23 protein-coding genes and 1 tRNA gene are annotated in these 25978 nt (G+C 68.6%); 8 read left to right on the forward strand and 16 right to left on the reverse strand.

Going from position 1 to position 25978, the window contains the following annotated elements:
* Positions 1-3: 3 nt before the first annotated feature.
* The 3 genes from BLTE_RS14045 to BLTE_RS14055 form a co-directional block, all read right to left on the reverse strand.
* On the reverse strand, positions 4-888 hold the full coding sequence (locus BLTE_RS14045; RefSeq protein ID WP_126401285.1) for a S49 family peptidase: 885 nt from the start codon (positions 886-888) through the stop codon (positions 4-6).
* A 58-nt stretch (positions 889-946) separates the two neighbouring features.
* Positions 947-1711, reverse strand: coding sequence for a tRNA1(Val) (adenine(37)-N6)-methyltransferase (locus tag BLTE_RS14050; protein ID WP_126401286.1), 765 nt, complete (start codon positions 1709-1711; stop codon positions 947-949).
* Between the two features lie 174 nt (positions 1712-1885).
* Positions 1886-2470, reverse strand: a complete 585-nt coding sequence (locus BLTE_RS14055) for a glycosyltransferase (RefSeq protein WP_126401287.1) — start codon at positions 2468-2470, stop codon at positions 1886-1888.
* 166 nt (positions 2471-2636) lie between these two features.
* Between BLTE_RS14055 and BLTE_RS14060 the strand changes: the two genes are divergently transcribed.
* Both BLTE_RS14060 and BLTE_RS14065 read left to right on the forward strand, forming a co-directional pair.
* A complete protein-coding gene (locus BLTE_RS14060; RefSeq protein ID WP_126401288.1) occupies positions 2637-3788 on the forward strand; it encodes a PA0069 family radical SAM protein in 1152 nt (383 codons plus the stop codon).
* A 283-nt stretch (positions 3789-4071) separates the two neighbouring features.
* Positions 4072-5217 (forward strand): site-specific DNA-methyltransferase, encoded by a 1146-nt coding sequence (locus BLTE_RS14065; RefSeq protein ID WP_126401289.1) that lies wholly within the window; start codon positions 4072-4074, stop codon positions 5215-5217.
* Between the two features lie 107 nt (positions 5218-5324).
* On the opposite strand, the gene ccoG is transcribed toward BLTE_RS14065, so the two are convergent.
* Positions 5325-6776 carry a cytochrome c oxidase accessory protein CcoG gene (gene ccoG / locus BLTE_RS14070; RefSeq protein WP_126401290.1) on the reverse strand — a complete coding sequence of 484 codons (1452 nt, stop codon included), beginning with the start codon at positions 6774-6776 and terminating at the stop codon, positions 5325-5327.
* A gap of 209 nt (positions 6777-6985) precedes the next feature.
* Between ccoG and BLTE_RS14075 the strand changes: the two genes are divergently transcribed.
* A complete protein-coding gene (locus tag BLTE_RS14075) occupies positions 6986-7567 on the forward strand; it encodes a DUF4142 domain-containing protein (RefSeq protein WP_126401291.1) in 582 nt (193 codons plus the stop codon).
* A gap of 340 nt (positions 7568-7907) precedes the next feature.
* Here the strand turns inward: BLTE_RS14075 and ccoP are convergent, their stop codons facing one another.
* Genes ccoP through ccoN form a run of 4 tightly spaced genes read right to left on the reverse strand, consistent with a single transcriptional unit; the run spans position 7908 to position 11219 of the window.
* Complete coding sequence (gene ccoP, locus BLTE_RS14080) at positions 7908-8777, reverse strand: cytochrome-c oxidase, cbb3-type subunit III (protein WP_126401292.1); 870 nt, start codon at positions 8775-8777, stop codon at positions 7908-7910.
* Positions 8778-8780: 3 nt separating this feature from the next.
* Positions 8781-8933, reverse strand: a complete 153-nt coding sequence (locus tag BLTE_RS14085) for a cbb3-type cytochrome c oxidase subunit 3 (protein ID WP_126401293.1) — start codon at positions 8931-8933, stop codon at positions 8781-8783.
* A gap of 5 nt (positions 8934-8938) precedes the next feature.
* Positions 8939-9673, reverse strand: a complete 735-nt coding sequence (gene ccoO, locus BLTE_RS14090; protein WP_126401294.1) for a cytochrome-c oxidase, cbb3-type subunit II — start codon at positions 9671-9673, stop codon at positions 8939-8941.
* A 10-nt stretch (positions 9674-9683) separates the two neighbouring features.
* Positions 9684-11219 carry a cytochrome-c oxidase, cbb3-type subunit I gene (gene ccoN, locus BLTE_RS14095; RefSeq protein ID WP_425290302.1) on the reverse strand — a complete coding sequence of 512 codons (1536 nt, stop codon included), beginning with the start codon at positions 11217-11219 and terminating at the stop codon, positions 9684-9686.
* 459 nt (positions 11220-11678) lie between these two features.
* On the opposite strand from ccoN, the gene hemN reads away from it, so the two are divergent.
* Positions 11679-13025, forward strand: coding sequence for an oxygen-independent coproporphyrinogen III oxidase (hemN, locus tag BLTE_RS14100; protein WP_126401296.1), 1347 nt, complete (start codon positions 11679-11681; stop codon positions 13023-13025).
* A 33-nt stretch (positions 13026-13058) separates the two neighbouring features.
* Here the strand turns inward: hemN and BLTE_RS14105 are convergent, their stop codons facing one another.
* Positions 13059-13670 carry an SCO family protein gene (locus BLTE_RS14105; protein ID WP_126401297.1) on the reverse strand — a complete coding sequence of 204 codons (612 nt, stop codon included), beginning with the start codon at positions 13668-13670 and terminating at the stop codon, positions 13059-13061.
* Between the two features lie 19 nt (positions 13671-13689).
* Positions 13690-13866: a hypothetical protein gene (locus BLTE_RS18150; RefSeq protein WP_160140624.1), complete on the reverse strand. Its 177-nt coding sequence runs from the start codon at positions 13864-13866 to the stop codon at positions 13690-13692.
* 167 nt (positions 13867-14033) lie between these two features.
* Here BLTE_RS18150 and BLTE_RS14110 point away from each other — a divergent pair, with 167 nt between their 5' ends.
* A complete protein-coding gene (locus BLTE_RS14110; protein ID WP_126401298.1) occupies positions 14034-14231 on the forward strand; it encodes a hypothetical protein in 198 nt (65 codons plus the stop codon).
* A 167-nt stretch (positions 14232-14398) separates the two neighbouring features.
* Complete coding sequence (locus BLTE_RS14115; RefSeq protein ID WP_160140625.1) at positions 14399-15187, forward strand: LuxR family transcriptional regulator; 789 nt, start codon at positions 14399-14401, stop codon at positions 15185-15187.
* A 156-nt stretch (positions 15188-15343) separates the two neighbouring features.
* Here BLTE_RS14115 and BLTE_RS14120 read toward each other — a convergent pair.
* Both BLTE_RS14120 and BLTE_RS14125 read right to left on the reverse strand, forming a co-directional pair.
* Positions 15344-15418 (reverse strand) — tRNA-Gly (locus BLTE_RS14120).
* A gap of 230 nt (positions 15419-15648) precedes the next feature.
* Positions 15649-16767 carry a 2'-deoxycytidine 5'-triphosphate deaminase gene (locus BLTE_RS14125; RefSeq protein WP_126401300.1) on the reverse strand — a complete coding sequence of 373 codons (1119 nt, stop codon included), beginning with the start codon at positions 16765-16767 and terminating at the stop codon, positions 15649-15651.
* Positions 16768-17069: 302 nt separating this feature from the next.
* On the opposite strand from BLTE_RS14125, the gene BLTE_RS14130 reads away from it, so the two are divergent.
* Positions 17070-17594, forward strand: a complete 525-nt coding sequence (locus BLTE_RS14130; protein WP_126401301.1) for a hypothetical protein — start codon at positions 17070-17072, stop codon at positions 17592-17594.
* A gap of 281 nt (positions 17595-17875) precedes the next feature.
* Here BLTE_RS14130 and BLTE_RS14135 read toward each other — a convergent pair whose 3' ends face one another.
* A complete protein-coding gene (locus BLTE_RS14135; protein ID WP_126401302.1) occupies positions 17876-19051 on the reverse strand; it encodes a polysaccharide biosynthesis/export family protein in 1176 nt (391 codons plus the stop codon).
* Positions 19052-19596: 545 nt separating this feature from the next.
* Between BLTE_RS14135 and BLTE_RS14140 the strand changes: the two genes are divergently transcribed.
* Entirely contained in the window at positions 19597-20169 is a 573-nt protein-coding gene (locus BLTE_RS14140) for a hypothetical protein (protein WP_126401303.1), read from the forward strand.
* Here BLTE_RS14140 and BLTE_RS14145 read toward each other — a convergent pair.
* The 3 genes from BLTE_RS14145 to BLTE_RS14155 all read right to left on the reverse strand — a co-directional run bounded on the left by BLTE_RS14145 (position 20163) and on the right by BLTE_RS14155 (position 25836).
* Positions 20163-21629: an undecaprenyl-phosphate glucose phosphotransferase gene (locus tag BLTE_RS14145; RefSeq protein WP_160140626.1), complete on the reverse strand. Its 1467-nt coding sequence runs from the start codon at positions 21627-21629 to the stop codon at positions 20163-20165. The genes BLTE_RS14140 and BLTE_RS14145 overlap by 7 nt on opposite strands.
* Positions 21630-22077: 448 nt before the next feature.
* Positions 22078-23190, reverse strand: a complete 1113-nt coding sequence (locus tag BLTE_RS14150; RefSeq protein WP_126401305.1) for an extracellular catalytic domain type 1 short-chain-length polyhydroxyalkanoate depolymerase — start codon at positions 23188-23190, stop codon at positions 22078-22080.
* Positions 23191-23433: 243 nt separating this feature from the next.
* Complete coding sequence (locus BLTE_RS14155; RefSeq protein ID WP_126401306.1) at positions 23434-25836, reverse strand: PAS domain-containing protein; 2403 nt, start codon at positions 25834-25836, stop codon at positions 23434-23436.
* Positions 25837-25978: the final 142 nt, after the last annotated feature.

Here is a 25978-nt window from a genome sequence, read left to right on the forward strand (position 1 = left end):
CGCTCACAGCCCGTAACGCGACCACAGCGCGCGCGCCTCGATCGCCGACACCAGATCGGCGGCGAGGCCGGCGCCCGGGGCCGCCGGGGCGGCGCTGAAGCCCGGCAGGCGGCGGCCGAACAGCGTGCGCTCGGCGGTGATCAGCGGCGTTGACACATCGTCGCCGAAGCGGGCGCGCAGCACCGTGCGGGCATCGCCGAAGCCATCGATCAGGCCGAACGCCTGGGCGCGCTCCGCTTCCCAGTATTCGCCGGTGAACAGCGCGTCGTCGGGCTCCTTCAGCCGCTCGCCGCGGCGCGCCTTCACCAGCGCGATGAACTTGGCGTGGATGGCGCGCTGGATGGTCTTCAGCCGCTCGACATCGTCGGGGTCTTCGGGCCGGAACGGATCGAGCATCGATTTGCGCTCGCCGGCGGTGTAGACGCGGCGCTCGACGCCGATCCTCTCCATCAGCCGGTCGAAGCCGAAGGTGGCGCCGATCACCCCGATCGAGCCGATGATCGAGGACGGGTCGGCGAAGATCTCGTCGCCGGCACAGGCGATCATGTAGCCGCCCGAGGCCGCGACATCCTCGACGAACACCAGCACCGGCAGGCCGGCGTCCTCGGCCAGCATGCGGATGCGGCGGTGGATCAGGTGCGACTGCACCGCCGAGCCGCCCGGCGAATTGATGACGATCGCCACCGCCTTGGCGTCGGCGACATCGAACGCCCGCTCCAGCATGCGCGCCACGCCGACCATGGTGATGCCCGGCGACAGCGGCGTGGAAAATCCGATCACCCCGGTGAGCCGCACCACCGGCACCACCGGAATCTCGGGCGGGCGCAGCGGCACGGGCAGATAGGGGCGCAGGCGTTGCAGCAGCCGGTTGGCGAGACTTGCAGTCATTGTCGATACATAAGGCCAAGGATGCGTCAGGCCAAGGGCGTGAGGTGTCGACGGCCGCTCAGGCCGGCAGAGCGGCGCCGGACCGCAGCACGGCGTCCGCCGCCTCGCTCGGCCGGCCCGCCACATCCGCCAGCACCAAAGCCGGCAACAGCGCCAGCGGCGTTCGCCGCCCCTTGCGGGCGCGCACCAGCACGCGGCTGGCCGGGGCGCCCGGCCGCGGATGCACCGGCACGATCTCGATCGCTCCCCAGCGCACGTCGAGGTCGGCCAGCACGCCGGCCAGCGCATCGGCCCGCTCGATCAGCGTCAGCGTGCCGCCGGGCGTCAGCAGCCGCAGCGCCGCGGCGATCCAGTCGCCGCGCGGCCGCTCCGGCAGATGGGCGCGGCGCTTGTCGGGATCGGGCGAGGCGGCGTGGCGGCCGGGATCGAGGAAGGGCGGGTTGCACAGCACCTGGTCGAAGCGGTCGGCCGGAAGCTCCGGCGGACCATTGGCGCGACCGATATCGCCAATGTCGGCGGCCGCCGCCGAAACCCGGTCGTCGAGGCCATTGCGGCGGGCATTCTCCGCCGCCAGCGCGGCGAGGCCCGGGTCGATCTCCACCAGCACCATCGACAGGCCCGGCACGCGGGCCGCCACCGCCAGTCCGGCGGTGCCGATGCCGGCGCCAAGATCGGCGGCCCGCTCGCCCGGCGCGGCGGGAACGGCGGCGGCGAGCAGGATGGCGTCATGACCGGCACGGTGGCCGCGCGCCGGCTGCAGCAGCCGGAGCCGGCCGCCGAGAACGGCGTCGTCGGTGAGTGCGGGCGGGGCGGACTCCAGCATCGTCGTGCCGATCTGATCGTGCCGCCGATGTAGCAGAAGCCGGTGTCGCGATCATCTGCCAGAGCATTTTCCGCAAAATTGGGAACCGGTTTTGCGAAAGAAAATGCGACGACTCGAAAACTTGGCGCGTCCGGTCTGACGTAGCCAGACCGGATCACGCCCCGAGAAAACGGATCAATCCCGGTCCTGCACGAAGGCGCGCGCCCGCAGCAGCGTCACCTTCCGGCCGAGCCGCCCGATGAGGCGGCGCGCCGCCGCCGGCCCCTCAGGGTGGCGGCCCACGGCATCATAGAGGCGGCGGTGGATCAACAGCCCCTGCTCCGGCCGCACCCGACCGGACAGCAGGCGGGCGATGGCGCTCGCCTGCTCGGCGAGGCGGGCCGCGGCGCCATCGGCGTCGATGGCATAGCGGAAGGCGGCGGCCGTGCGGTCGAGGGTGCCGCGCCGCTCGGCGGCGGCGATGAACGCCTCGGCGGCGCCGGTCCAGCCGTCCTCCAGCACCACGTCGGGCCGCAGGAACAGCAGCCACTGCGCGCGCGCCGCCGCCGCCGCCCGCTTCAGCCGGGCGCCGGGATCGGCCGGCCCCTCGATCAGCGTACAGCCGGCGGCGTCCGCCACCTTCAGCGTGTCGTCGCGCGAGCCGGCGTCGGCCACCACCACCTCCCGCACCACACCGGCCGACACCGCCGGCACCAGCGCCGCAAAGCACGGCACCAGCACGCGTTCGCTGTTGTCCGTCGGGATGATGACGCTGATCACGCTGCCCTCGCCTCCATGCTCCCGATTACCGCCCGAAGCGACAGGTGGCAAACCGCCCGCGCCTTGCGCAAGCGCAGAAATTGGGCGGCGGGCGGCGGCCCCGCCTAGGTCGGCGGAGCTACGACCATGTTCTTGTTTTGTTCGCCCGATTGCGATAGCGTTGATCATGGCTCGAATCGTCGGCAACCGCCCCCTCGCACCCGCCTGGAGCAATGACCGGGCGATCGACGGTGCCCGCGCCCAGCGCGCCAGCGTCGATGGCGAACGGCGGCGCGGCCGCGGCGCCGTCTCCAATGCGTCCGGCCGGTTCGAGCGCGAAATGCGCGTCGAGGCCGACGACGGCTGGCGCTCGCTGGAGGATCTGCCGCCCTTCGTCACCGAGGTCACCGAGGAGAAGGCGCGGCGCATCATCACCCGCAACGACTCGCCCGACATCGCCTTCGACCGCTCGATCAATCCCTATCGCGGCTGCGAGCACGGCTGCGTCTACTGCTTCGCGCGCCCGACCCACGCTTACATGGGCCTGTCGCCGGGGCTCGATTTCGAATCGAAGCTGTTCGCCAAGCCCGATGCCGCGACGCTGCTCGAGCGCGAGCTGACGGCGCCGGGCTATGAGCCCAAGACCCTGGCGCTCGGCACCAACACAGATCCCTATCAGCCGATCGAGCGGCGCTACCAGATCACCCGCGCGCTTCTCGAGGTGCTGGCGCGCGCCGACCACCCGGCCGCCATCGTCACCAAGTCGGCGCTGATCCGGCGCGACATCGACATCCTGGCACCGATGGCGGCGAAGGGGCTGGCCAAGGTGGCGATCTCGCTCACCACCATGGATGCAAGGCTCGCCCGCACCATGGAGCCACGGGCGCCGACGCCCGCTCTGCGGCTCGAAACCATCAAGGCGCTGGCGGAGGCCGGCATTCCAGTGGCGGTGATGGTGGCGCCGATCATCCCCGCCCTCAATGATGCCGAGATCGAGCGCATCCTCGATGCCGCCAAGGCCAATGGCGCGAGCGAGGCGGGCTATGTGATGCTGCGCCTGCCGCACGAGCTCAAGGATCTGTTCCGCGAGTGGCTGGTGCTGAATCATCCCGACCGCTATCGCCACGTGCTGTCGCTGGTGCGCGAGATGCGCGGCGGCAAGGACTATGACGCGACCTGGGGCAAGCGCGAGCGCGGCGAGGGCCCGTATGCCTGGATGATCGGCCGCCGGTTCGAGACCGCCTGCGCCCGGCTCGGCCTCAACCGCCGCTCCCTGAAGCTGCGCACCGACCTGTTCGTGCGGCCGGCACGCTGCGGCGAGCAGCTTTCGCTGTTCTGATCCGGTTTCCGGTCGATCTCTTCGGGATACCGGAAACGGTCTCCCTCTGACGCGCAGACTCGCGTCGTACGGTTTCCGGTTGGTCCCTTCGGGACGCCGGAAACGGTCTCGGCGAAAATCCCTCGTCCGATAGCGGGATTTTCGGCGATCGGGATGCGGCTCGAAGGCTTGATCAGCCGGAAACCGCATCACGCACGCGCAACACGACGGCTGAACGCTTTGTTTACCCTGCGGGCCGCATCCTGTGGACGTTGAGTCCGCGTTGCGTATCCCGAGTACGAGTATGCGTCAGTTGCGTCGCGGGGCGCCCAGTTCGGCGTCCCGCATCTCCCGCGAATCGCCGGCCGCCTTCGAGCGCCATCTCGACCGCATTCATGTCGGCGATTGCATTCCCATTCTCGCGGCGATGCCACCGGCCTCGGTCGATCTCGTCTTCGCCGATCCGCCCTACAATCTGCAGCTCGAAGGCGCGCTGAAGCGTCCCGACGAAAGCGTGGTCGATGCGGTCGACGACGACTGGGACAAGTTCGCCTCGTTCGAGGCGTACGACGCCTTCACCCGCGCCTGGCTGCTCGCGGCGAAGCGGGTGATGAAGCCCACCGCCACGCTGTGGGTCATCGGCTCCTATCACAACATCTTCCGGGTCGGCGCTGCTCTTCAGGATCTCGGATTCTGGATCCTGAACGATGTGGTGTGGCGCAAGACCAACCCGATGCCGAACTTCCGCGGCACCCGTTTCCAGAACGCACACGAGACGCTGATCTGGGCGGCGCGCGACAAGAACGCGCGCGGCTACACCTTCAATTACGAGGCGCTCAAGGCCGGCAACGAGGACACCCAGGTCCGCTCGGACTGGACGATCCCGCTGTGCACCGGCCCCGAACGGCTCAAGGACGAATCGGGGCGCAAGCTGCACCCGACCCAGAAGCCCGAGGCGCTCTTGGCGCGGGTGATGCTCGCCGCCTCCAAACCCGGCGACGTGGTGCTCGATCCGTTCTTCGGCTCCGGCACCACCGGCGCGGTGGCGCGCAAGCTCGGCCGCCACTTCGTCGGCATCGAGCGCGATGCGAATTACGCCGCCGCCGCCGAGGCGCGCATCGCCGCCGTCGATCCTCTGCCCGAGGCGACGCTGGCGCCGTTCGCCACCAAGCGTGACGCACCGCGCGTCGCCTTCGCCGCCATCGTCGAGCGCGGGCTGCTGCAGCCCGGCACCATGCTCACCGATGGCCGCAGCCGCTTCGTCGCGCGGGTGCGCGCCGACGGCACGCTCGAGCACAATGCCACGGTCGGCTCGATCCATCGCATCGGTGCGCTGGTTCAGGGCGCCGAGGCCTGCAATGGCTGGACCTTCTGGCACTTCAGCGACGGCGGCCGGCTGCGGCCGATCGACGAGCTGCGCGCCGTGGTGCGCGACGAATTGGCGGCGTGAGCGCGATTTCGGCCATCGGGGTCTGATCTCCGAGAACCGCACGATCAAACGCGAAGGGCGGCGCCGACATGCTCGGCGCCGCCCTTCGCGTTCAGCCGGAGACTCGCTCAGCGCGCGACGAAATGGTCGTGCACGCTGGCGCGGGCGCCGCTCTCGTCGACGATGCGGAACGTGACGTCAGACGAGCGCGCAAGGCCTGCTGTCGCATCGGCCGGCACCGTCACCAGCACCCGCAGCTCGCGCGTGGTGTCCGGGCCGATGGCGACGCGCGGCGCCTCGCCCACCGGCGTGTCGATGCCCACCACCTCGATGTGCGGCCGCGGCACGCCCTCCACCGCCAGCGTGAAGGTGCGCGGGTTCGGCTGCTTGTTGAGCAGCCGCACGGTGTAGCCGTTGCGCACCGCGCCGTCCGACAGCGCCACGAACAGCGGATTGCGGTCGTGCAGCACATTGAGGCTGGTGGTGGTGCGGGTGGCGAGCGACCACATCATCACCGCCGTGACCAGCACGATGGCGCCGACATAGATCAGCGTGCGCGGCCGCAGCGGCCGGTAGACCGGGGCTTCGCCGCGGGCGCGGCGCTGGCAGTTGTCGTCGGTGTCGTAGGCGATCAGGCCGGTCGGGCGGCCGACCTTTTCCATCACCCGGTCGCAGGCGTCGATGCACAGGCCGCACATGATGCAGTCGAGCTGCGCGCCCTTGCGGATGTCGATGCCGGTGGGACACACCGCCATGCACTGGCCGCAATCGACGCAATCGCCGGCCGGCTTGCCTTCGGCACGGAGCTTCTTCGCCTCCTTGACGTGGGCGCGCGGCTCGCCGCGATCGTAGCGATAGGTGACGTTGAGCGCCCATTCGTCGGTGAGCGCCGCCTGGATGCGCGGCCACGGGCACATATAGACGCACACCTGCTCGCGCATGAAGCCGGCCAGCGAGTAGGTGGTGAAGGTGAGGATGCCGATCCACACATAGGCGACGGTCGGCGCCTGTCCGGTGGCGATCTGCTTGATCAGGGTCGGCGCGTCGGCGAAGTAGAGAACCCAGGCGCCGCCGGTCCACCACGCGATCATCAGCCACAGCCAGTGCTTCAGCACGATCTCGCCGACCCGCCACGCGGTGATCGGCTCGTGGTCCTTCTTGATGCGCTCGCGCCGGTCGCCTTCCACCCAGCGCTCGATGCCGTAGAACAGATCCGTCCACACCGTCTGCGGGCAGAGATAGCCGCACCACAGCCGGCCGGCGACCGAGTTCATCAGGAACAGCACCAAGGCCGCCAGGATCAGCAGGCCGGTGATGTAGTAGACCTCCTGCGGCCAGATCTCGATGTCGAAGAAATAGAACCGCCGGCTGGGGAAATCGATCAGCACCGCCTGGTTCGGCGCGCCCGGCCCGCGGTCCCAGCGCACGAACGGCAGGAAATAGTAGACGCCGAGGCAGAAGGCCAACAGCCACCATTTGATCCTGCGGAAGGTGCCCTGGACGCTCTGCGGATAGATCTTCTTGTGCGGAACGTAGAGCGGAAGCTCGTCGACCGGATCGGGAGCCGCGTGCATGTTCATGTGGGCATCCTTGGGAGCATCCGTGCGGAGAAAGACCCCGGCAACGTGACGGATCCTGCGCCGCCAGATCTGGCGGCGAGCGCCGCGCGCACAGGCCTCTCGCGCGATCGTGATGCGAGAGCGGGGGGCCGGCTTGGGGAACCTCGCCGGCGTGTTTCGGTTAACCGGCCGGCTGCGGGGCAAGCACCGAAAGACCGAGGAGATCGTCCGTGAAGCCTTCTTCCGACCAATCGGTATCCCGACTGTCGCTGCGCGCCGCCACCGTCCTGTCGGCGGCCCTCGTCGCGGCCGTGACCGGTTCCCTCACGCCGGCCCGCGCCGATACGGTCAGATCCGCGCCCCTCGCCGAACCGACTCCGTCGTTCCGGCAGGAGGTGCTGTTCGGCTCGACCTTCAAGATCGCAGCGGCCCGGCTGGCGCTGGAGAAGTCGCAAAATCCGGCGGTGCGGCAATTGGCCGAGTCGGTGATCGCCGAACAGGTGCCGCTGCGCAACGAGCTGCTCGTCAACTCGCATCTTCTGCCGCCGACCCTGCCGGGCGGCGCCCAGGTGCCGGGCGGGACGAACTTCACCAGCCGCGACCGTGTCGCCATCCTGCAGCAGCTCAAGGACCTGGACGCGGCCGGCTTCGATGCGGCGTTCGGACCGCTGATGGCATCGGCCTACGATGCGACGCTGGTGCAGTTCACCAACTACGCGCTCTATGGCGACAATGGCCGCATGTACGTTTTCGCCAACCGGGCGCTGCCGAAGATCAAGGCGGCGTATCAGCGCGTGCGGGGCGCGAACTAGAGCGATCTCGGCAAAACCGGGAACCGGTTTTGCGAAAGAGAATGCGACAAACCAAGAACCTGGAGCGTCCGCTTGATCCAATCGGATCGGCGGACGCTCAAACGCGTTTCCCAAATCAGCAGAGTCCAAACCAGTGGAGCCCGGCGCCGCGCGCGACAGTGATGCACAGCAAGGCGCCGGTGTTTCCAGCCTGCCGCGTGTGAGCGGCTGACGCGGGAAGGACCGCTCAGGCTGAACGCGCCGCTCACGCACGGCCCACCCTTGCGGGCTGCGGCCTTCTCCCTGCCCCGCCGGCCGGTGCGGAACGGCGGCGTGGCGCCACGGCGCCCCGCCCGAAATGTCATTTGCCGCCGCCGAGTGCGTGCACATAGACCGTGAGTGCCTTGATGGTCGGTTCGTCCAGCCGGCTCTTCCACGTCGGCATCACGCCGGCCCGGGCGTTGGTGATGGTGGCGATGATGCTGTCGCGGTCGCCGCCATAGAGCCAGATCCTGTCGGTGAGATTGGGCGCGCCAAGCTCGGGATTGCCCTTGCCCTCATCGCCATGACACACCGCGCAATTGTCGGCGAAGAGCTGCTTGCCCTTGTCGAGGTCGGCGCCCGGCGTCTGGCCGGAGATCGACAGCACGAAGTCGGCAATCGTTCCGATCTCGTCCTTGGTCAGGATGGTGTCCTTGCCAAAGGCCGGCATGGTGTTCACGCGCGTGTCGGGATCGTCGCTGCGGACGCCGTGGGTAATGGTGAAGTGGATGGCATCGAGCGTGCCGCCCCACAGCCAGTCGTCGTCATTGAGGTTGGGATAGCCCTTCGAGCCGGTGGCGCCGAGCCCGTGGCAGGGAGCGCAATTGTCGCCGAAGGCGGCCTTGCCCTGGGCCATCGCGAACGCCAGCAGATCCGGCGACTTGCGGATGTCCTCCAGCGAGGCCTCGGCCAGTGCGCGGCCGGCTTCGCCGCGGCGCGCGGCCAGCGCGGCCATGTCCTGGGCCAGCGCGGCGCGCGAGGAATAGCCCAGCACGCCCTTGGTGTGGCTGGAGATCAGCGGCCATGCCGGATAGACGATCCAGTAGCCGATCGCCCACACGATGCAGGCATAGAAGATCCACAGCCACCAGCGCGGCAGCGGCGTGTTGAGCTCCTGGATGCCGTCCCATTCATGGCCGGTGGTGGCCATGCCGGTAACGGCGTCGATGTCCTTGTTCTCGGTGGCCATGGATCAATCCTCCCGGAACGGGATGTTCGCGGCATCGTCAAAGCGGGCGCGGTTCTTCGGCCACAGCGCATAGACGACGATGCCCAGGAAGATCGCGACGAAATAGACGAGGCCCCAAGTCTGGGCGAAGGCCGCAAACGCGGAATAGGTTTCCATGGCGTTCACCGGAAGTTGGCCTTGTTGTCGTAGAGTTTGAAGTCGACCAGCGTGCCGAGCATCTGCAGATAGGCGATCAGCGCGTCGCCCTCGCTGAGGCGGTCGGGATTGCGGTCGAAATCGCGCGCCACGGCTTTCGGGTAACGTGCCTGCAGGGCGGCGGCGGCCGGATCGTCCGGCATGGTCTGCGCCTTGAGATCGGCTTCCGCATTGGTGATCTGCTCGTCGCTGTAGGGCACGCCGAGCGCGCGCAGCGTCTGCATGTGTTCGGCGATGTCGCTCGCATTGAGCTCGTTGCGGAACAGGAACGGATAGCCCGGCATGATCGAGGCCGGCACGATGGCCCGCGGATTGATGAGGTGCTCGCGGTGCCACTCGTCGGAATACTTGCCGCCGACACGGGCGAGATCGGGGCCGGTGCGCTTGGAGCCCCACTGGAAGGGGTGGTCGTACATCGACTCCGCGGCCAGCGAATAATGACCGTACCGCTCGACCTCGTCGCGCAGCGGCCGAATTTGCTGCGAGTGGCAATTGTAGCAGCCTTCGCGGATGTAGATGTTGCGGCCGGCGAGTTCGAGCGGCGAATAGGGACGCATCCCCTCCACCTTCTCGATCGTGCTCTTGAGGTAGAACAGCGGGGCGATCTCGACGAGGCCACCGATGGCGACCACGAACAGGATGCCGAGCAGAAGAAGGATCGAGTTCTTCTCGAGAACCTGATGCTTGGCCCAGACGGACATGCGCGCCTCCTCACTCGGCCGGCTGGAGGGCGGGACGGGTGGTGGCCGGCACCTCGGCTTCGCCGTGGCGCACGGTCATCCACAGATTGTAGGCCATGATGACGCTGCCGATGACGAACAGCAGCCCGCCGATCGCCCGGATCACATAGAAGGGGTGCATCGCCTCGACGGTCTCGATGAACGAGTATTCGAGGAAGCCGAGCCCGGTGTAGGCCCGCCACATCAGGCCCTGCAGGATGCCCGCCACCCACATCGCGGTGATGTAGAGCACGATGCCGAGCGTCGCGATCCAGAAGTGCCAGTTGACCAGCTTCAGCGAATAGAGCTGCTTCTTGTTCCACAGCCACGGCACCAGACAGTAGAGGGTGCCGAACGACACGAAGCCGACCCAGCCCAGCGCGCCCGAATGCACGTGGCCGACGGTCCAATCGGTGTAGTGACTGAGCGAGTTGACCGCCTTGATCGACATCAGCGGCCCCTCGAAGGTCGACATGCCGTAGAAGGCGACCGACACCACCAGCATGCGCAGCACGGGGTCGGTGCGCAGCTTGTCCCAGGCGCCCGACAGCGTCATCAGCCCGTTGATCATGCCGCCCCAGGACGGCATCCACAGCATGATCGAGAAGGTCATGCCGAGCGTCTGCGCCCAGTCGGGCAGCGACGTGTAGTGGAGGTGGTGCGGGCCGGCCCAGATGTAGAGGAAGATCAGCGCCCAGAAGTGGATGATCGACAGCCGGTAGGAATAGACCGGCCGCTCGGCCCGCTTGGGCACGAAGTAGTACATCATCGCCAGGAAGCCGGCGGTGAGGAAGAAGCCCACCGCATTGTGGCCGTACCACCACTGAAACATCGCATCCTGCACGCCGGCCCAGGCGATGTAGGACTTGGTGCCGAGCCAGGACACCGGCAGCGTCGCGTTGTTGCCGAGGTGCAGCATCGCGATGGTGACGATGAACGCCAGATAGAACCAGTTGGCGACGTAGATGTGCGGCTCCTTGCGCTTCCACAGCGTCGCCAGGAACACCAGGAGATAGGCCACCCAGACGATGGTCAGCCACAGGTCGGCGTACCATTCGGGCTCGGCATATTCCTTGGATTGGGTGACGCCGAAGAGATAGCCGGTGCCGGCGACGAGAATGAAGAAGTTGTAGCCCAGCACCACGAACCACGGCGCCATGTCGCCGGCCAGCCGCGCCCGGCAGGTCTTCTGCACGACATAGAACGACGACGCGATCAGCGCGTTGCCGCCGAAGGCGAAAATCACCACCGAGGTGTGGAACGGACGGAGCCGGCCGAAATTGGTCCAGGGCAGATCGAGGTTCAGCGCCGGAAAGGCGAGCTGCCACGCCAGAATGTCGCCGACCAGGAAGCCGACGACGCCCCACACCACCGCGGCGACGGTGGCGAACTTGACCGGCCCCCAATTGTAATTGGGCTTGCCGTCGATCTCGGCGCGGAAGTCGCGCGTGCCGGAGGCGTAGCGGTTGAAGATCGCAGCCACCCCGCCGACCGCCGCCGCGGCGGCGAGCAGCGCATGGAAGGTCATCACCGAATCCGCGGTACTGGCCGCGACATAGATGCACAGCAGGAGGCCGGCCGAGAGTGCCAGCACGGCCCCTGCTTCGCCGAACGTGATGGATGAGCGGCTGGTTGCGACTGCCATTGTCTACCCCGTAGCCCCGGTCCGGCCTTGCCGGCCGATTGTTTCGACCGCGTCTGGTTGCATTATAGGGGGCTCCCGCGCGTCGGCATTGGAGCATATCAAAAATTTCGCCTGCGAATTATTCCTAATAAACAAAATCCGTCCGGTTTCACCCCTATTGTCGGCATATGCCCCATGCGCCTGCGCCCCAACTCGCGGCCGGGCCCCGAAGGCCTTGACCGATGAGGCAGGAACGCGCGACAGGAACAAGCGACGGATCGGGATGTTTCCGGAGGTGCTGTCCGGGACCTGTCCCGCTAGGTTGGCACCTTATCTTTGTTCCAGTGCGGTCGAGGGTTAAGCATGACCGATACGCCGATTCTGCTCGCCGAACGCACGGTCCCCCGCTACACGTCGTACCCGACCGCTCCGCACTTCTCGGCCGATGTCGGCCCGGATCAGTACGGCGGCTGGCTCGAGGCACTGCCGCCCGACGCCACGCTGTCGATCTATCTGCACGTGCCGTTCTGCGCGTCGATGTGCTGGTATTGCGGCTGCCACACCAAGGTGGTGCGGCGGCGCGAGCCGGTGGAAGCCTATGCCCGGCGCCTGGTGCGCGAGGTGGAGCTGATCGGCGAGCGGGCCGGCGGCCGGCGCGTCGTCCACATCCATTGGGGCGGCGGCACGCCCAACATGCTCGGCGGCGCCGAGATGCTGAAGGTCACCGAGGCGCTGAAGGCGGCATTCCGGTTCGACGCCATGACCGAGCACGCCGTCGAGCTTGATCCGCGTCAGGTGACTCCGGCGCTGGTGGAGACGCTGGCGAAGATGGGCGTCACCCGCGCCAGCCTCGGCGTGCAGGACTTCTCGGTCCATGTGCAGGAGGCCATCGGCCGGGTGCAGCCCTACAATGTCGTCGAGCAGGCGGTGGCGCTGCTGCGCGGCGTCGGCATCGACAAGCTCAATGTCGACCTGATGTACGGCCTGCCCAAGCAGACGCTGCGTGATGTGCGCCGCACCGTGCTGCTGGCCGAGGCGCTGAAGCCCAACCGGCTGGCGCTGTTCGGCTATGCCCACGTGCCGTGGTTCAAGTCGCACCAGAAGCTGATCCACGACACCGATCTGCCGAGCCCGGCCGACCGGCTGGAGCAGGCCGAGACCGCGCACGAGACGCTGGCCGGCGTCGGCTATGTGCCGATCGGCCTCGACCATTTCGCCCGGCCCGACGACGAGCTGGCGGTTGCCGCCCGCACCGGCCGGCTGCACCGCAATTTCCAGGGCTACACCACCGACGAGGCCGACGCGCTGCTCGGCATCGGCGCCTCGTCGATCGGCCGGGTGCCGCAGGGCTTCATCCAGAATGCGCCCGACATCGCCGGCTGGAGCCGGGCGATCGACGCCGGCACGCTCGCCACCGTGCGCGGCATCGCCGTGTCGGCCGACGACAAGCTGCGCGCCAGCATCATCGAGCGGCTGATGTGCGACTTCTCGGTCGATCTCGACAAGATCGCGGCCTCCGCCGGGGCCGACGACCTGACCTTCGGCGAGGAGCTGACGGCGCTGGCGCCGCTCGCCTCGCAGGGGCTGATCGAGATCGCCGGCCGCCACATCGCCGTCACCGAGGCCGGACGGCCGTTCGTGCGGCTCGCCGCGGCGGCGTTCGACACCTATCTCGCCAAGGGCAAGGCGCGCCACTCGCTGGCGGTATGATCCGGGTTCCGGGCCGGTCGCCCGCGAGCCACTTCAGAGGTACCGCCGCAGCTCCGCCGCGGCGGCATCGGCCGGCCGCTTGAGATCGAACGGCGCGACGAAGCGGCCCTCCTTGTCCAGCAGATAGACCACCGCGGTGTGGTCCATGGTGTAGCCGCCATCCTTCAGCGGCACCTTCCTGGCATAGACGCGATAGGCGCGCACGATCGCGGCCGTTGCCGCCGCATCGCCGCTGAGCCCGAGAATGCGCGGGTGGAAGGCGCCGATATAGCTCGCCAGCACCTGCGGCGTGTCGCGCTCGGGATCGACGCTGACGAACAGCGCCTGCACCTTCCCGGCGTCCGGCCCGAGCCGCTCCAGCACCTCCGAGACGTCGGCGAGCGTGGTCGGGCAGATGTCCGGGCAGTGGGTGAAGCCGAAGAACAGCAGCACCGGCATGCCCTTGAAGTCGGCCTCCGTCACGGTACGGCCGTCATGGGCGGTAAGGCGGAACGGCCCGCCGACCGCGGCGTCGGTGGGGGAGGACGTCCCGCTGCCGTTCAGCCACACCCCGGCGCCGATGCCGGCGGCGATGGCGACGAGAAAGAGGCCGACGAGAATCGCGATCGTGCGCGGCGGGAGGGAGCGTGTGGGTTCCAGGACCATGGGCGGCAGCCTCGACCGGTCAGAAGCAGGCGGCGATGCCGGCGGCGACCACCTCGAAGAACACCGCGCCGCCCTGGGTGGCCCACAACAGCCCGGCGGCGAAGGCCAGCGCGGCAATGGCGACGGCGATCGCGAGCGGCAGCCATCCCGGCCGGGCCGATGACGGTGAGGGCGTGGGCGCGCCGGTCTGCATCATTCAACTATGGGGGCCGCGTGCCGTTGCGTCCATATCTTCGCCGGTCGCGGGCCGCTTTGGCGAGATCCCCGTCGTTTACGCCGGGGGCAGTCCTGCCACCGGCGTTCCGGCCGGCTTTCCCGGTGCGGCCAAAGGTCGTAGCTGCATCCTCCGGGTTGGAGGAAACGATGCCGCACCGCGCTCTTGATCCAAGGTTGATCGGTCTTTCGGATCTCGGGGCGACCGACGAGGAGCGTCTGATCACGCAAATCGACAAGACGATCGAGCTTGCAGCAGGGCTGCTGGAGGACATGGAGCTGAGCGAGACGTCGATCGCCCTGCGCTACGCCCTGCTGCAGCTCCGGTTCGAGACCAGCCGTCAATAGCCGGCTGGGTGCACCGTTTCCGCGATCCCCATAAGGATCATCCGGAAGCCGGATTGCTGCGCCCTGCAACCGGAGCTCGCTGGGGACAGTGATCGGCCTGGTAGAATGGCGCCGCGCCTGCAAACCTCCGTTGTCCGCGCCGCCGCCCATGCTGTAGGATGCCGCCCTTGCGACAGCAGGGTGACGGCATGTTCGATGACGCCTTCGAAAGCTCGGTCAGCGAACTCAGGGAGGTGCGTTCGGAAGCCGCCCTGTTCGAGTTTCTCAAGCGCCTGATTGCGCGCTACGGTCTCCAGCACGCCGTCTATCACGCCATCACCCTGCCCACGGTTCAGCAGGCGAACCCCGTCACCATCCTGACCTATCCGGCGCAATGGGTGGAACGCTATGTCGGGCAGAACTATTTCTCGGTCGATCCGGTCATCAGTGCGTCAGCGACCAGCCTTTTACCGGTCGATTGGGCGGAGCTCGACCGGCGCGGCCCCGGCGCCAAGCAGGTCTTCGACGAGGCGGCGGAATTCGGCATCGGCCCTCATGGCCTGTCATTCCCGATCCGCGGCGTGAGCGGCGAGCGCGCCTTGTTCACGATCACCAGCGGCGTTGCCGATGCCGAATGGGCCAGACTGAAGCACGCCTATCTGCGGGACTTTCACGTCCTGTCCCACCTCATACATGACCGGGTTCTCGGCTTCGAGCGGTCGGAGAATACGATCCTGCGGTCGCTGTCGGCACGCGAGCGGCAGTGTCTGTGCTGGGCGGCAATGGGCAAGACCAACAAGGAGATTGCCCGCGAGTTGGACATTTCCGAGCGGGTGGTGCGCGCCTATTTCGAAAGCGCGCGGTTCAAGCTGAACTGCACCAACCGCGCACATCTGATCTCGCGGGCCTTCAATCTGAGGCTCATCGATCCGGAGATCGCGTCCGGCCGCACCACCATCTATGCGGAGGCGGTGTAAGACTTTCCGGCCCTGTTCCATTCGTGCCGAACCCGAGCGCGCGCCACGCCCCAACGGAATGCCACACCCGGCGGATGGCACGGTCGCGGCGGCACGCTCCCGCGGTTCGCGCCGGGCGATCGGCACACACCAGTTTGTCGGCAGGTTTGCTGGGTTTGGAGCGGGCGATGGGAATCGAACCCACGACACTCAGCTTGGGAAGCTGATGTTCTACCACTGAACTACGCCCGCAGCGCCGGCGACATTAGCGAGGAAGGGCCGTCCGGGGCAAGAGGCAGCGGCAGGCGGACGTTCGAAACAACGGGACAGCGGGGCTGCGGGGCAATGGCAATCGGGCCGGCGCCGTCGGCCGGCGGAGGCCAGATCGGCAAGGACCCGGCGAGCAAAGGCGCGCCTGACCTGGACCGGGCTTCCCGAGCGGGCGACGCCGGCCCCGCGCCATCCGGCCGGGGCAGACTCGGTCAGCCCGAGACCGTGTCCGCCTTGAAGTGCTTGGACAGCTTCAGCCCCTGGGCCTGATAGTTGGAGCCGAGGCCCGCGCCATAGAGCGTCTGCGGCGGCTCGGTGAGGCGCTCATAGATCAGCCGGCCGACGATCTGGCCGTCCTCCAGGATGAACGGCACCTCGCGCGAGCGCACCTCCAGCACCGCGCGGGCGCCCGCGCCGCCGGCCGCCGCCCAGCCGAAGCCGGGATCGAAGAAGCCGGCATAATGGACGCGGAACTCGCCGACCAGGGGATCGAACGGCACCATCTCGGCGGCAAAGGCGGGCGGCACCTGCACGGCCTCCTTGGAAGCCAGGATGTAGAACTCGTCGGGGTCGAGCACGAGACCAAGCTTGCCGACCCGCCGGATCGGCTCCCAGAAATCGAGCACGTCGCAGGCGGCGCGCTGGTCGACATCGACGAGGCCGGTGTGGCGCTTGGCGCGGTAGCCGACGATGCCGTCGCGCGGGGCGAGGTCGATCGACACCGCAATGCCGCCCGAGCCGAGGTCCGGCTCCGGCGTGTCGACGAGGCGGTGGGCGGCCTGCAGCCGCGCCAACTCGTCCCGGTCCAGCACCGCCGAGCCGACCCGGAAGCGCAATTGCGACAGGCGCGAGCCGGTGCGCACCAGGATAGGGAAGGTGCGCGGCGAGACCTCCAAATAGAGCGGGCCGGTGTAGCCGGCCGGAATCTGGTCGAAGGCGCGCATGCCGTCGGCGATCACCCGGGTGAACACGTCGAGCCGGCCGGTCGAGCTCTTGGGATTGGCGGCAGCGGCGACGGACGCCGGCAGCGCGAGATGCTCCAGCAATTCGACCAGATAGACGCAGCCGGTCTCCAGCACCGCGCCGGGCGCGAGATCGACCGCGTGCAGCGCCAATGCCTCAAGACGCCGGTGAACCTCAACGTCGCGGCCGGGCAGGAAGCTCGCCCGCACCCGCCACGCCCGCGCCCCCAGACGCAGATCAAGGCTCGCCGGCTGGATCTGGTCGGGCGCGATCGCTGTCGCCGCGCGCACGTGCCCGCCCTCGACCAGCGCAACGATGCGATGGCCGGGCAGGATGCCGCTCGCGGCATCGAAATGGCTCGGCTGCATGCGTCACCCCCCAACGGCCTCCATCTAGCACACGCGGCCGGACAGGGAACGGGGGGACGCGAGAGCGTCACGTCACCCGTTGGGGTCCTCCGTCCGGCGAACCCGTCAATGCGGCCGCAACCGGTTTCCGCTCCCGACAACCTGCGCGGTGTTTGACAACGCCGGTAACATCGCCTTGATGACGCCGCGAGCGGCACCTGCCGCTATTCGCGCCAGTTGTCCGCGCCAAGCCGGCTGCCGGCGACATCGCGGCAGGGTGCGCGACCTTGGACGAACCAGTTCGGAAGGCCGCCGAGACAGGAATGCGTTCCACCAGCACAGCAACCGACTGCACCCACCCGGAGGCCGCCCGACGGCTGAGCGAGCACCTGCTGGGCTCGCCGACGGCGACCGAGGGCCTGCTCGTGTGGTGCGAGGCGCGCGGCCTGTCGAGCGGCCCGATCACCGTGGTCCACCGCCGCCCGGCGACGCCGCCCGCGCTCGACGCCCAGGAGCAGGCCGAGCTGGCGCCGCAGACCGGCGAGCCGGTCGGCTACCGGTCGGTACTGCTGCTGCGCGGCGATCTGGTGCTGTCGGAGGCCGACAACTGGTTCCTGCCCCGCCGCCTGCCGGCGGCGATGGCGCGGGCGCTGGAGACCACCGACGTGCCGTTCGGCGCCATCGTCGCGCCGCTGCAGCCCTTCCGCCGCACCCTGCGGGTGGCGATCGCGTCCGACGCGCTCGATCCGGGCGTGGTGCTCGAACATCGCGCCGTGCTGCTCGACGCCCACGGGCGCCCGCTGGCGGTGGTGCGCGAGCGCTACCGCGCCGCCCTCATCGGGCAATAGGCCGAAGCGCACGGGCGGCCCTTCCCGAACGGCGAGACGGTCACGGCGAGATTGTCACGGCAGGGGAAGTGCCGTCGCGGACGTCGGCAGTATGCCGAAGGCAGCATGCCCTCTTCAGCAAAAACGCCGGCCTCGTGGCCGGCGTTCGCATGTCTTGATGAGCGCATGTCTCGATGGGCGCTGACGCGGAGATCACGCCGGGTGTCCGGAACTCCAACTCCTCGAATTATCGCATTCCCGTTCGCAAAACCGGTTCCCACTTTCGCGGAGAATGCTCGCGGTCACTGGCCCACGGTCTTGATCGCGTCGGCCTCCAGCACCGTGGTGATGTGCAGCCGCACGAACTGGAGGAACTTGGCCCACTCCACGCCCTCGGCGTTGGCGACGTAGATGATGTCCTTGTCGCGCAGCGGCACCTTGCGGGCGAGGAAGAAGCCGCCCGGATTGCGCAGGTTCAGCGAGTAGATCACCGGCACCTGATTGGTCTGCCACTTGGTCAGATCGGCGCCGATCCTCTCGGCCACCTCGCGCGATTCCAGCCGGTAGAGGAACACGTAGGACGGCTCGGCCCGGTCGTCGAGCAGACCGCCGGCCATGGCCATGCCCTCGGCGAGGTTCATCTGCTCCTTGTCGAACTTGAACTGGCCATTGGCGCCCGACGCGCCGAAAGCCATGAAGGCGGGCGCCTGCCGCGAAACGATCAGCGTGTCTTCCGGCTGTATATAGATGTTGTTCGACGGCTCCTTGATCAGCGTGCCGTAGCCGACCGAGGCCTCGCGGCCGCCACGCTGCAGGGTGATCCAGGTGTCGTAGTCCTGGCCCTTGGGGCCGCCGGCCCGCGCCAGGGCGTCGAGGATGCGGTCGCCGGCGCTGGTCAGCGGATACTTGATGGGCGAGTTGACCTCGCCGAGCACGCTGACCTGCGAGGAGCGCTGGTTGGTCACCGCCACCACCACCTGCGGATCGATCGCGCGGTCGCGCAGGCGCGCCTCAATGATGCCCTGCACTTCCGCCGGGCCGCGATTGGCCGCCGGGATGCGCCCGGCATAGGGTACCGAAATGAAGCCGGAGCGGTCCACCACCTGATCGGGAATGGTGACGAAGTTGCCGGGACGCACACTCGCCTCGGCCGGGATGAACAGGCCGCCCTGCTGGGCTTCGAAGATCGTCACCGACACGACGTCGCCGATGCCGATCGGGATTTCCGAGGGCGGCCGGCGATCCTTGAAGGTGCCGGCAAAGGTGCCGCTGCCGCGGGTTGACAGCACGGCCGCAACGTGTGCGTTCAATTCGATGAGGTCGTAAGGCAGGCCACTCTGGTCGCCAACGGCCTCCGACTTGACGTAGGCTCCGTTGGGACCGGCCGCCGGCAGCACGTAGCAGCCGCCGGCGAGAAGCGCGAACCCAAGAACCGCGACCAGCCGACCGGGCCGGGGATGCCGCCAATTGTTGGTCATGCGGGAGCCTCCGAAAAAGGTACGAGACACTTAGCGTTGCCCACGGATGCTGCCAAGCTTGTTTATGGTCATTTGCCACCTAACCTGCTGGAATCCCCGCGACTGTGGCACAATTACAACGTGGGTTGAGCATCCATTGGTTGTGGCGACAGCCCCAACCTGCGGCACCGGTCTGAATCGGTAGGGGATCTGCGCGGACGCCCCGGCGCCTTGCATCGGGCCGTGTTTTCGGCAACCCTTGGTTCAGGTGCATCCTCGCGCTGGGGCAGATGATACGGTAACCGCAAGACCTCTTCATGACCCTGGGGTAGACTTATCGAAATTTCCTGATCCAGGGGCTTGGAGACCCAGGGGGTTGGGGATTCAGGGGCTTGGGGGGAGGCTTTGGGAGGACTATCCAAGGCTTTGCGGACTCCGCACCCGGTATCGAAGGGGGAACCACACGGTTTCCGGCCGACCAGGCCGGAGGACGCAGAACGGTCTTCAAACGACGGTCTTCAAACCTGGACGGCGGCGGCATCTCCGCGTCCACCACCACGGATGCCATGATCGGGTTCCTCACCCCCGGCCGCGCCGCGGCCTGCAGTCTCGCAATGGTGCTGACCACGGCCGCGGCGACCCTTGCCCCGGCCGGCAGAACTCTGGCCGCAGAGGGCACTTGGCGGCTGCTGCGCACGCCCGATCCGCGCGGCGGCGCCGATCTGGTGAGCAGCGTCAAGATCGCCGACACGCTGCGCTCGGGGCCGGACTTCGCCGCGATGATGGTGCGCTGCGGCCATGGCGGCCTCGATGTGGTGCTGGCGCTGATCGTGCCGATCCCGCCGCGCGACCGGCCGCAGATCGAATGGCGGCTGGACGACCGCCCGCCGGTCAAGGCGAAGGCCGCCGTGCTGCTGCCGCCGACCACGGTGGGGCTGATGCCGGAGGACGCCGCAGTGTTCCTGCAGGCCGCCACCCGCGCCCGCCGCGCCGCCTTCCGCATTGTCAATGACGGCGCCGAGGTCACTGCCGGCGAGGTGGATCTCGGCGACTTCCCGGCGATGATCCAGGATCTGTCGGTGCAGTGCCGGCTGGCGTCGGAGTTCGGGTCCGCACCAGCGCCGCGGCCCGCTCAATAGGCGCAGGGTTTCAGCAGCACGCGGACGGTCGCCGCCAGGATGCGGATGTCGAGCCAGATCGACCAGTTGTTGATGTACCACAGGTCGTGCTCGACCCGGCGCTCCATCAGTGACAGATGCGGAGTCTCGCCACGATAGCCATTCACCTGCGCCCAGCCGGTGAGGCCCGGCTTCATGTGGTGGCGCAGGGCGTAGTTGGCGATGCGGCGGGTGTACTCGTTGTTGTGGGCGACGGCATGCGGCCGCGGCCCGACGATCGACATCTCGCCGGTCAGCACGTTCCACAGCTGCGGCAGCTCGTCGATGCTGGTGCGGCGCAGCCAGCGGCCGAGACGGGTGACACGAACGTCGTTGCGAACGGCCTGCCGGATCACCGCGCCGTCCTCGGCGGCGGTCATCGTGCGGAACTTCCAGATCCGGAACACCCGGCCGTTGAAGCCGTTGCGGCGCTGACGGAACAGCGCGGGCCCCGGTGAATCGAGCCGGATCAGCGCCGCCACGCCCAGCATCAGCGGCATCAGCGCCATCAGCAGGGCGGTTGCGGCAAGGATGTCGAAGGTCCGCTTCTGCAGCCGCTCGCCGAGACCGAGCGGTGCCCGCTGCACCTCGATCGAGGTGAGCGCCTTCCAACCGGAAGAGCGCGCCATGATGCCTTCGAGCGAGCGGTCGGCCAGCAGCCGCACCGGCAGCGGCACCCGCGCGAGCTCGTCGAGAACCGCGTGGATGCGCTGCTGGTCCTGCCAGGGCATGACCAGCAGGATCTCGTCGGCGGCGAGCTGCCGGCAGGTCTCGATCAGGAGATCGAGGGTGCGCCGCTCGACCTCGCCCAGCCCGGACCGTCCGGGCGACGCGGCTAGCAGAGTGAACGAGCTCACGACGTCGATCGCCCGCGTGTCGAGCCGTTCCTTGAGGTTGCGGCCGGCGAGTTCGTCCGGATCGGCAAGCACGACGACGCCGCGGCCGATCAGCCGCGTTCCGCCGCGCGACCGCGACAGCCGCCGGAACGTCAGGCGCAGCACGGCCAGCGCCGCCGGCACGACGGTGGCGAACACCAGCACGAAGCCGCGCGAATAGTCGGCGCCGGACTTCATCACGAAGGCGATCATGCTCATGGTGACGAGCGCCAGCACCCAGCTTCCCAGCGTCGCCATCAGCTCGTGCGACAGGCTCGCCCGCCCGCCGGGACCCTGGACGCGGCGCAAGCCCCGCATAAGCGCATAGAGAATCGCCGCGCAGACCGAGATGCCGGCGATCTCGTCATATTCGGGGGCGCTGCCCAGCACGAAGGCGGAGTAGGCCACGCCCGCGGCGAGGCCGAGCAGCACGATCGTCCCGAACTCGGCCAGATCCAGCAGGATGCGGGCCGCCGGCGCCGAGATCCGGAACGGGCTCGGCGTGCACCCGGTTGCAGCGTCGTCGATGAGCGCAAATCGCTGCGTGTGGTCGGATCTGCTCGACATGATCTCGATTTCCGGCCGCGATTGCGGGGCCCTTGGCATAGGCGCCACGCGGCAGACGTCAACGCATCTCATGTGCGCCTGGGGCTTGCCAGGGTGGATGGGAACGCATGCATGGGTGCCGCGCCATGCGGCATTCGGACGGAACTCGGCCGTCATGTGGCATCCGGCGCTTCTGCACCGAATCCGTCTTCCGGTTTCCAGCCGATAGGGCCTTCGAGCGGTCGTCCGACCGCCGAAGTTCCCGTTATCGAAAGGCTCCTGCAGAACCAGGGCTTTCGGCGGGACCGCTTCCGGAACCCCGCAGGAATCGGGAGGAAGCCGAATCATGCGGACTGCGACTGCCTAAGCTGGAGTTTGGAATTCGCCGCGCCAAAAGATCCCCTCTCCGAACAAAGGTTTTCGGCGAGTCCGTTTCGGGGGATCACGAAACGATGATCCGCAAACCGGATCACCGCCGCCACAGGCCGGCGGCGCGCAGCGCGCGGGCGATAGTGCCCGACACGCCGGGCAGCGCCTCAGGCGGCGGCGGGCGCTCGCCCGTCCTCGACGCCGGGTGCAGCGTCACCTCCCCGGTCAGGCCGAAGAACTTGGCGATGTGGAAACTCGAGGCGATGCCGACATCGAGCAAAAACGGGCCGGCGGCGCCGTGCGGCGCCTCGACGCCCTTGATCGCCAGCGGCGTGCCGTGGGCCATGCCCTCCACCAGCACATCCTCGATCATCACCTCGCCACCCGGACCGTGCCAAAGCCGGCGGGGGTGGCCGTCCAGCCGGTCGGTCGCGTCCGGCGCATCCGGCAGGCCGTGCAGGTCGGTCCACTGCTTGGTGATCTCGCCGGCATTGAGCGGCGCCACCACGTCGTCGGCGTCGCCGTGCCAGACTGCGACGCGGGGCCACGGTCCGCGGTGGCGGGAGGCCGCGCGCACCAGATCGCCCCAGTCACGCGCCGGGCGCGTGCGGCCGCCCTTCATCGCCTCCAGCGCCTGCGGCACGCCGTCGGCGCAGCCATAGGGCAGGCCGGCGATGACGGCCCCGGCGGCGAACACCTCGGGATAGGTGGCGAGCATCACGCTGGTCATGGCGCCGCCGGCCGACAGGCCGGTGACGAACACCCGCTGGCGGTCGAGGTCGTGATCGAGGATGATGCGCTCGACCATCTGGCGGATCGAGGCGCACTCGCCACGGTCACGCCGGATGTCGCTGGAACGGAACCAGTTGAAGCAGTTGCGCGGATTGTTGAGGCGGGTCTGCTCGGGCGCCAGCACCACGAAGCCGTAGCGGTCGGCCAGCGTCGACCAGCCGGCGCCGATGTCGTAGGCGGCGGCGTTCTGGGTGCAGCCGTGCAGCACCACCACCAGCCCGGGCCGCTCGGCGAGGCCCGCCGGAACGTGGACGAACATGCGCAGCCGGCCGGGATTGCTGCCGAAATCCCTGATCTCGACCAGCCGGCTGCCGGTCGGCAGCGGCGGGCGCGGCACCAGCGGCTGGCCGTCGAGCCCCAGCCATTTGCGGCGCTGGGCGGCGAGGCCGGCCGCCAGGTCTTCCAGTCCACGCAGCGGCATCGGGGTCTCCTGCTGTTCCAAGGCGGGCAACGGCGGGATGACGGAATAGTTTCGTTGCAGTGCAAAAAGAGCCTGCGCCGGCCAGATGCCGGCCGGGACGATCGCGCCGCCGACCAGCCTCCCCGCGGCCCCGACCGAGCGCTCCGCGACCGCAACACCAGTGTCGCTGAAAAACCCTTGATTTGGGAGGGATTTTTGGGTGGCCGGCAGAGGGGTCTCAGGCCCGACCGGCCGGAAGCCGCATCACGCCGCCGAACTGACCGGCGGCGACGGATCCGGGGCGCCTTCGGCCGGCAGCGGCGCGTCGATCGCCACCCGCAGACCGCCGCCGGAATAATCCACCTTCACCTCGGCGCGAAGCTGGCCGGGGAGAATCTTCTGCAGGAGCTGCGTGCCGAAACCGGCGTGCTTGGGCGCAGCCGGCGGCTGGCCGCCGGTCTCGACCCAATCGATCCTGAGCCGCCGTCCCGACGCGCCGGCCTCGACCCGCCACGTGACGTCGATGCGCCCGTCGGGCACCGAAAGGGCGCCGTATTTGGCGGAGTTGGTCACCAGCTCGTGCACCGCCAGGCCGAAGGTCACCACCGTTCCCGGCGGCATCAGCACCTGCGGGCCGTCGAAATGGAGCTGGTGGGCGCGGTCGGCATAGGGCTCGAATTCCAGCCGGAACAGGTCTGAGAGCTGGGCGCCCGCCCAGCCGCTGTCGATCAGCAGCGAGTGGGTGCGCCCGAGCGCCACCAGCCGCTCGCTGAACACCTCGCGGAACTCCTCCAGGCTGCGCACCGAGCGCAGGCTGATGCCGGCGATCGCCTGGGCGACGCTGAGGATGTTCTTCACCCGGTGGTGCAGCTCGCGGATGAGCAGCGCCTGGCGGTCGTGGGCGAGCTTGCGCTCGGTGATGTCGCCGGTGAAGCCGACCGCCTGCACGATGCCGGCAGCGTTGCGCACGCCTTCGGCGGCGCCGATCAGCCAGCGGGTCTGGCCGTCCGGCCGGACGACGCGGAACTCGGCGCGGAACAGCCCGCCCGGGGTGAACGCCTTGCGGAACTCGGCGGCGCAGCGGTCGCGGTCCTCCGGGTGGATGGCGGCGATGAAGTCGGCTTCCGTCGCAATCCTGGCGTCGGCGGGCAGGCCGAGCATCTCGGCCAGCGCCGGATCGTGCACGAAGCCGCCATCGACGACATCGAGCGCGAAGGCGGCGAGGCCGCCGGCCCGCAGCGCCACCCGCATGCGCGCCGACTCGGCGCGCTCGGCCGCCTCGGCGGCGACCAGATCGGTGACGTCGGCGGCGATTCCAGCGAAGCGCCCCGGCACATCCGCCACCGGAAAGCCGTGGTCGCGGATCCAGCGGATGCTGCCATCGGGGTGGATGATGCGGTACTGCAGGTCGCGGCCGGCGGCGATCATGCTCCAGCTGTCGCGCAGGCGCTCGCGGTCGTCCGGATGCACTGCCGCCGACCATTCGTTGGCATCGTGATAGAGCGCCTCGGCGCTGCGGCCCCACAGCCGCACATAGGCCGGGCTGACATAGATGAAGCGCCGGGCTTCCGGCTCGGCGATCCAGAACACGTCGCCGATGGCGGCGGCGATCTGTTCGAACCGCCGCTCGCTCTCCTGCAGCGACTGGACCAGATGATTGCGGTCGGCGAGGGTGGCCGCCAGCTTGCGGGCGGCGGCACGCTCCATCACCTGCGCCGCGCGTTCGCGGCGGGCGGTGCCGAAGGCGACCGCGCCGAGCACGCTGACGATGACGCCGCCTATGCCGAGCAGCATCACGCCCCAGGCCAGACGGGTGCGGAAGGGCGCGAGCACGTCGTCCTTCGACACCGCGGCGGCGACCACCAGCGGCGCGCGGTCGAGCCGGCGATAGGCCACCAGCAGCGGCACGCCGGCCGGCGACGTCGATTCTAGACGTCCCGCCGCCGCCTGCATCGCGCCCGGCGGAAGCAGGTGGCCGGGACCGGTCGGAGCGCCATTCTCCGGCAGCGGCCAGCGCATCACCACCGCGCCGTCGTTGTCATAGATGCCGATCGCCGCGTCCGGCCCGAGCGTCAGCCGCTCGAAGAACGACTTGAAATGGTCGGCGTGGATCGAGACCTGCACGACGCCGAGGAACGCGCCGTCCTTCACGATGGCGCGGTTGTAGCCGAAGAACCACACCCGGCTGAACTGGCCGAACATCAGCGGCGAGATCAATACGCGCGTGCCGCTATGCAGCCGCTGGAAATAATCGCTGTCGGCGAAGCTGGCGGCCGGCGGGACGGGGCGGAAGGAACTGGCGAGGACGTTGCCCTCGGCATCGAGGACCCACAGCGAGCCGATCTGCGGCACCGGCTCGAGGCGGTCGAGAAAGCGCGGCCAGCCTGGGCCGGTGACGTGGTCGAGGCCATCCCGGATCGCAGCATCGGCGACCTCGGCGGTGAGGATCTCGCTGATCTCGATCATCCGGCTCGCCTGCTCGGCGAGCACGTGGGCGGTGGTCTCGGCCTCGGACCAGCCCTTCTCCAGGGTGACGTCATAGTCGCGGTAGCCACCCAGGGCGAAGAAGGCCACGGCGACCGCCACCACGGCGATGACCGCGCCGAGCAGCCACACCTGGGCGGCCGAGGCAAATCTCTCCGCCGAGCGGAACCTCCGGATCTTCATCGCTTCCCCGCCCCCGGTTGCGACGCAACCGGCACCCCCTCCACTTAAAACTGTGACGGAAAACGAGCGCAATGGAAACTACATCTTTGGTTGCGGTAGTTCCTTATTAGAGGTTGCAATATCGCCAGGACAAGGCGTTCCG

The organism is Blastochloris tepida (genome assembly GCF_003966715.1).
Lineage (GTDB): Bacteria > Pseudomonadota > Alphaproteobacteria > Rhizobiales > Xanthobacteraceae > Blastochloris > Blastochloris tepida.

Excerpts from the sequence above, each read along its gene's own strand:
- BLTE_RS14130 (WP_126401301.1), top strand. The coding sequence starts at position 17,070 with ATGCGTTCCACCAGCACAGCAACCGACTGCACCCACCCGGAGGCCGCC.
- ccoP (WP_126401292.1), bottom strand. The coding sequence starts at position 8,777 with ATGGCCACCGAGAACAAGGACATCGACGCCGTTACCGGCATGGCCACC.
- BLTE_RS14150 (WP_126401305.1), bottom strand. The coding sequence starts at position 23,190 with ATGCCGCTGCGTGGACTGGAAGACCTGGCGGCCGGCCTCGCCGCCCAG.
- BLTE_RS14155 (WP_126401306.1), bottom strand. The coding sequence starts at position 25,836 with ATGAAGATCCGGAGGTTCCGCTCGGCGGAGAGATTTGCCTCGGCCGCC.
- BLTE_RS14060 (WP_126401288.1), top strand. The coding sequence starts at position 2,637 with ATGGCTCGAATCGTCGGCAACCGCCCCCTCGCACCCGCCTGGAGCAAT.
- ccoG (WP_126401290.1), bottom strand. The coding sequence starts at position 6,776 with ATGAACATGCACGCGGCTCCCGATCCGGTCGACGAGCTTCCGCTCTAC.
- BLTE_RS14045 (WP_126401285.1), bottom strand. The coding sequence starts at position 888 with ATGACTGCAAGTCTCGCCAACCGGCTGCTGCAACGCCTGCGCCCCTAT.
- BLTE_RS14050 (WP_126401286.1), bottom strand. The coding sequence starts at position 1,711 with ATGCTGGAGTCCGCCCCGCCCGCACTCACCGACGACGCCGTTCTCGGC.
- BLTE_RS18150 (WP_160140624.1), bottom strand. The coding sequence starts at position 13,866 with ATGATGCAGACCGGCGCGCCCACGCCCTCACCGTCATCGGCCCGGCCG.
- BLTE_RS14140 (WP_126401303.1), top strand. The coding sequence starts at position 19,597 with ATGATCGGGTTCCTCACCCCCGGCCGCGCCGCGGCCTGCAGTCTCGCA.
- BLTE_RS14135 (WP_126401302.1), bottom strand. The coding sequence starts at position 19,051 with ATGACCAACAATTGGCGGCATCCCCGGCCCGGTCGGCTGGTCGCGGTT.
- BLTE_RS14145 (WP_160140626.1), bottom strand. The coding sequence starts at position 21,629 with ATGTCGAGCAGATCCGACCACACGCAGCGATTTGCGCTCATCGACGAC.
- BLTE_RS14110 (WP_126401298.1), top strand. The coding sequence starts at position 14,034 with ATGCCGCACCGCGCTCTTGATCCAAGGTTGATCGGTCTTTCGGATCTC.
- ccoO (WP_126401294.1), bottom strand. The coding sequence starts at position 9,673 with ATGTCCGTCTGGGCCAAGCATCAGGTTCTCGAGAAGAACTCGATCCTT.
- BLTE_RS14085 (WP_126401293.1), bottom strand. The coding sequence starts at position 8,933 with ATGGAAACCTATTCCGCGTTTGCGGCCTTCGCCCAGACTTGGGGCCTC.
- BLTE_RS14125 (WP_126401300.1), bottom strand. The coding sequence starts at position 16,767 with ATGCAGCCGAGCCATTTCGATGCCGCGAGCGGCATCCTGCCCGGCCAT.
- BLTE_RS14105 (WP_126401297.1), bottom strand. The coding sequence starts at position 13,670 with ATGGTCCTGGAACCCACACGCTCCCTCCCGCCGCGCACGATCGCGATT.
- hemN (WP_126401296.1), top strand. The coding sequence starts at position 11,679 with ATGACCGATACGCCGATTCTGCTCGCCGAACGCACGGTCCCCCGCTAC.
- BLTE_RS14065 (WP_126401289.1), top strand. The coding sequence starts at position 4,072 with ATGCGTCAGTTGCGTCGCGGGGCGCCCAGTTCGGCGTCCCGCATCTCC.
- ccoN (WP_425290302.1), bottom strand. The coding sequence starts at position 11,219 with ATGACCTTCCATGCGCTGCTCGCCGCCGCGGCGGCGGTCGGCGGGGTG.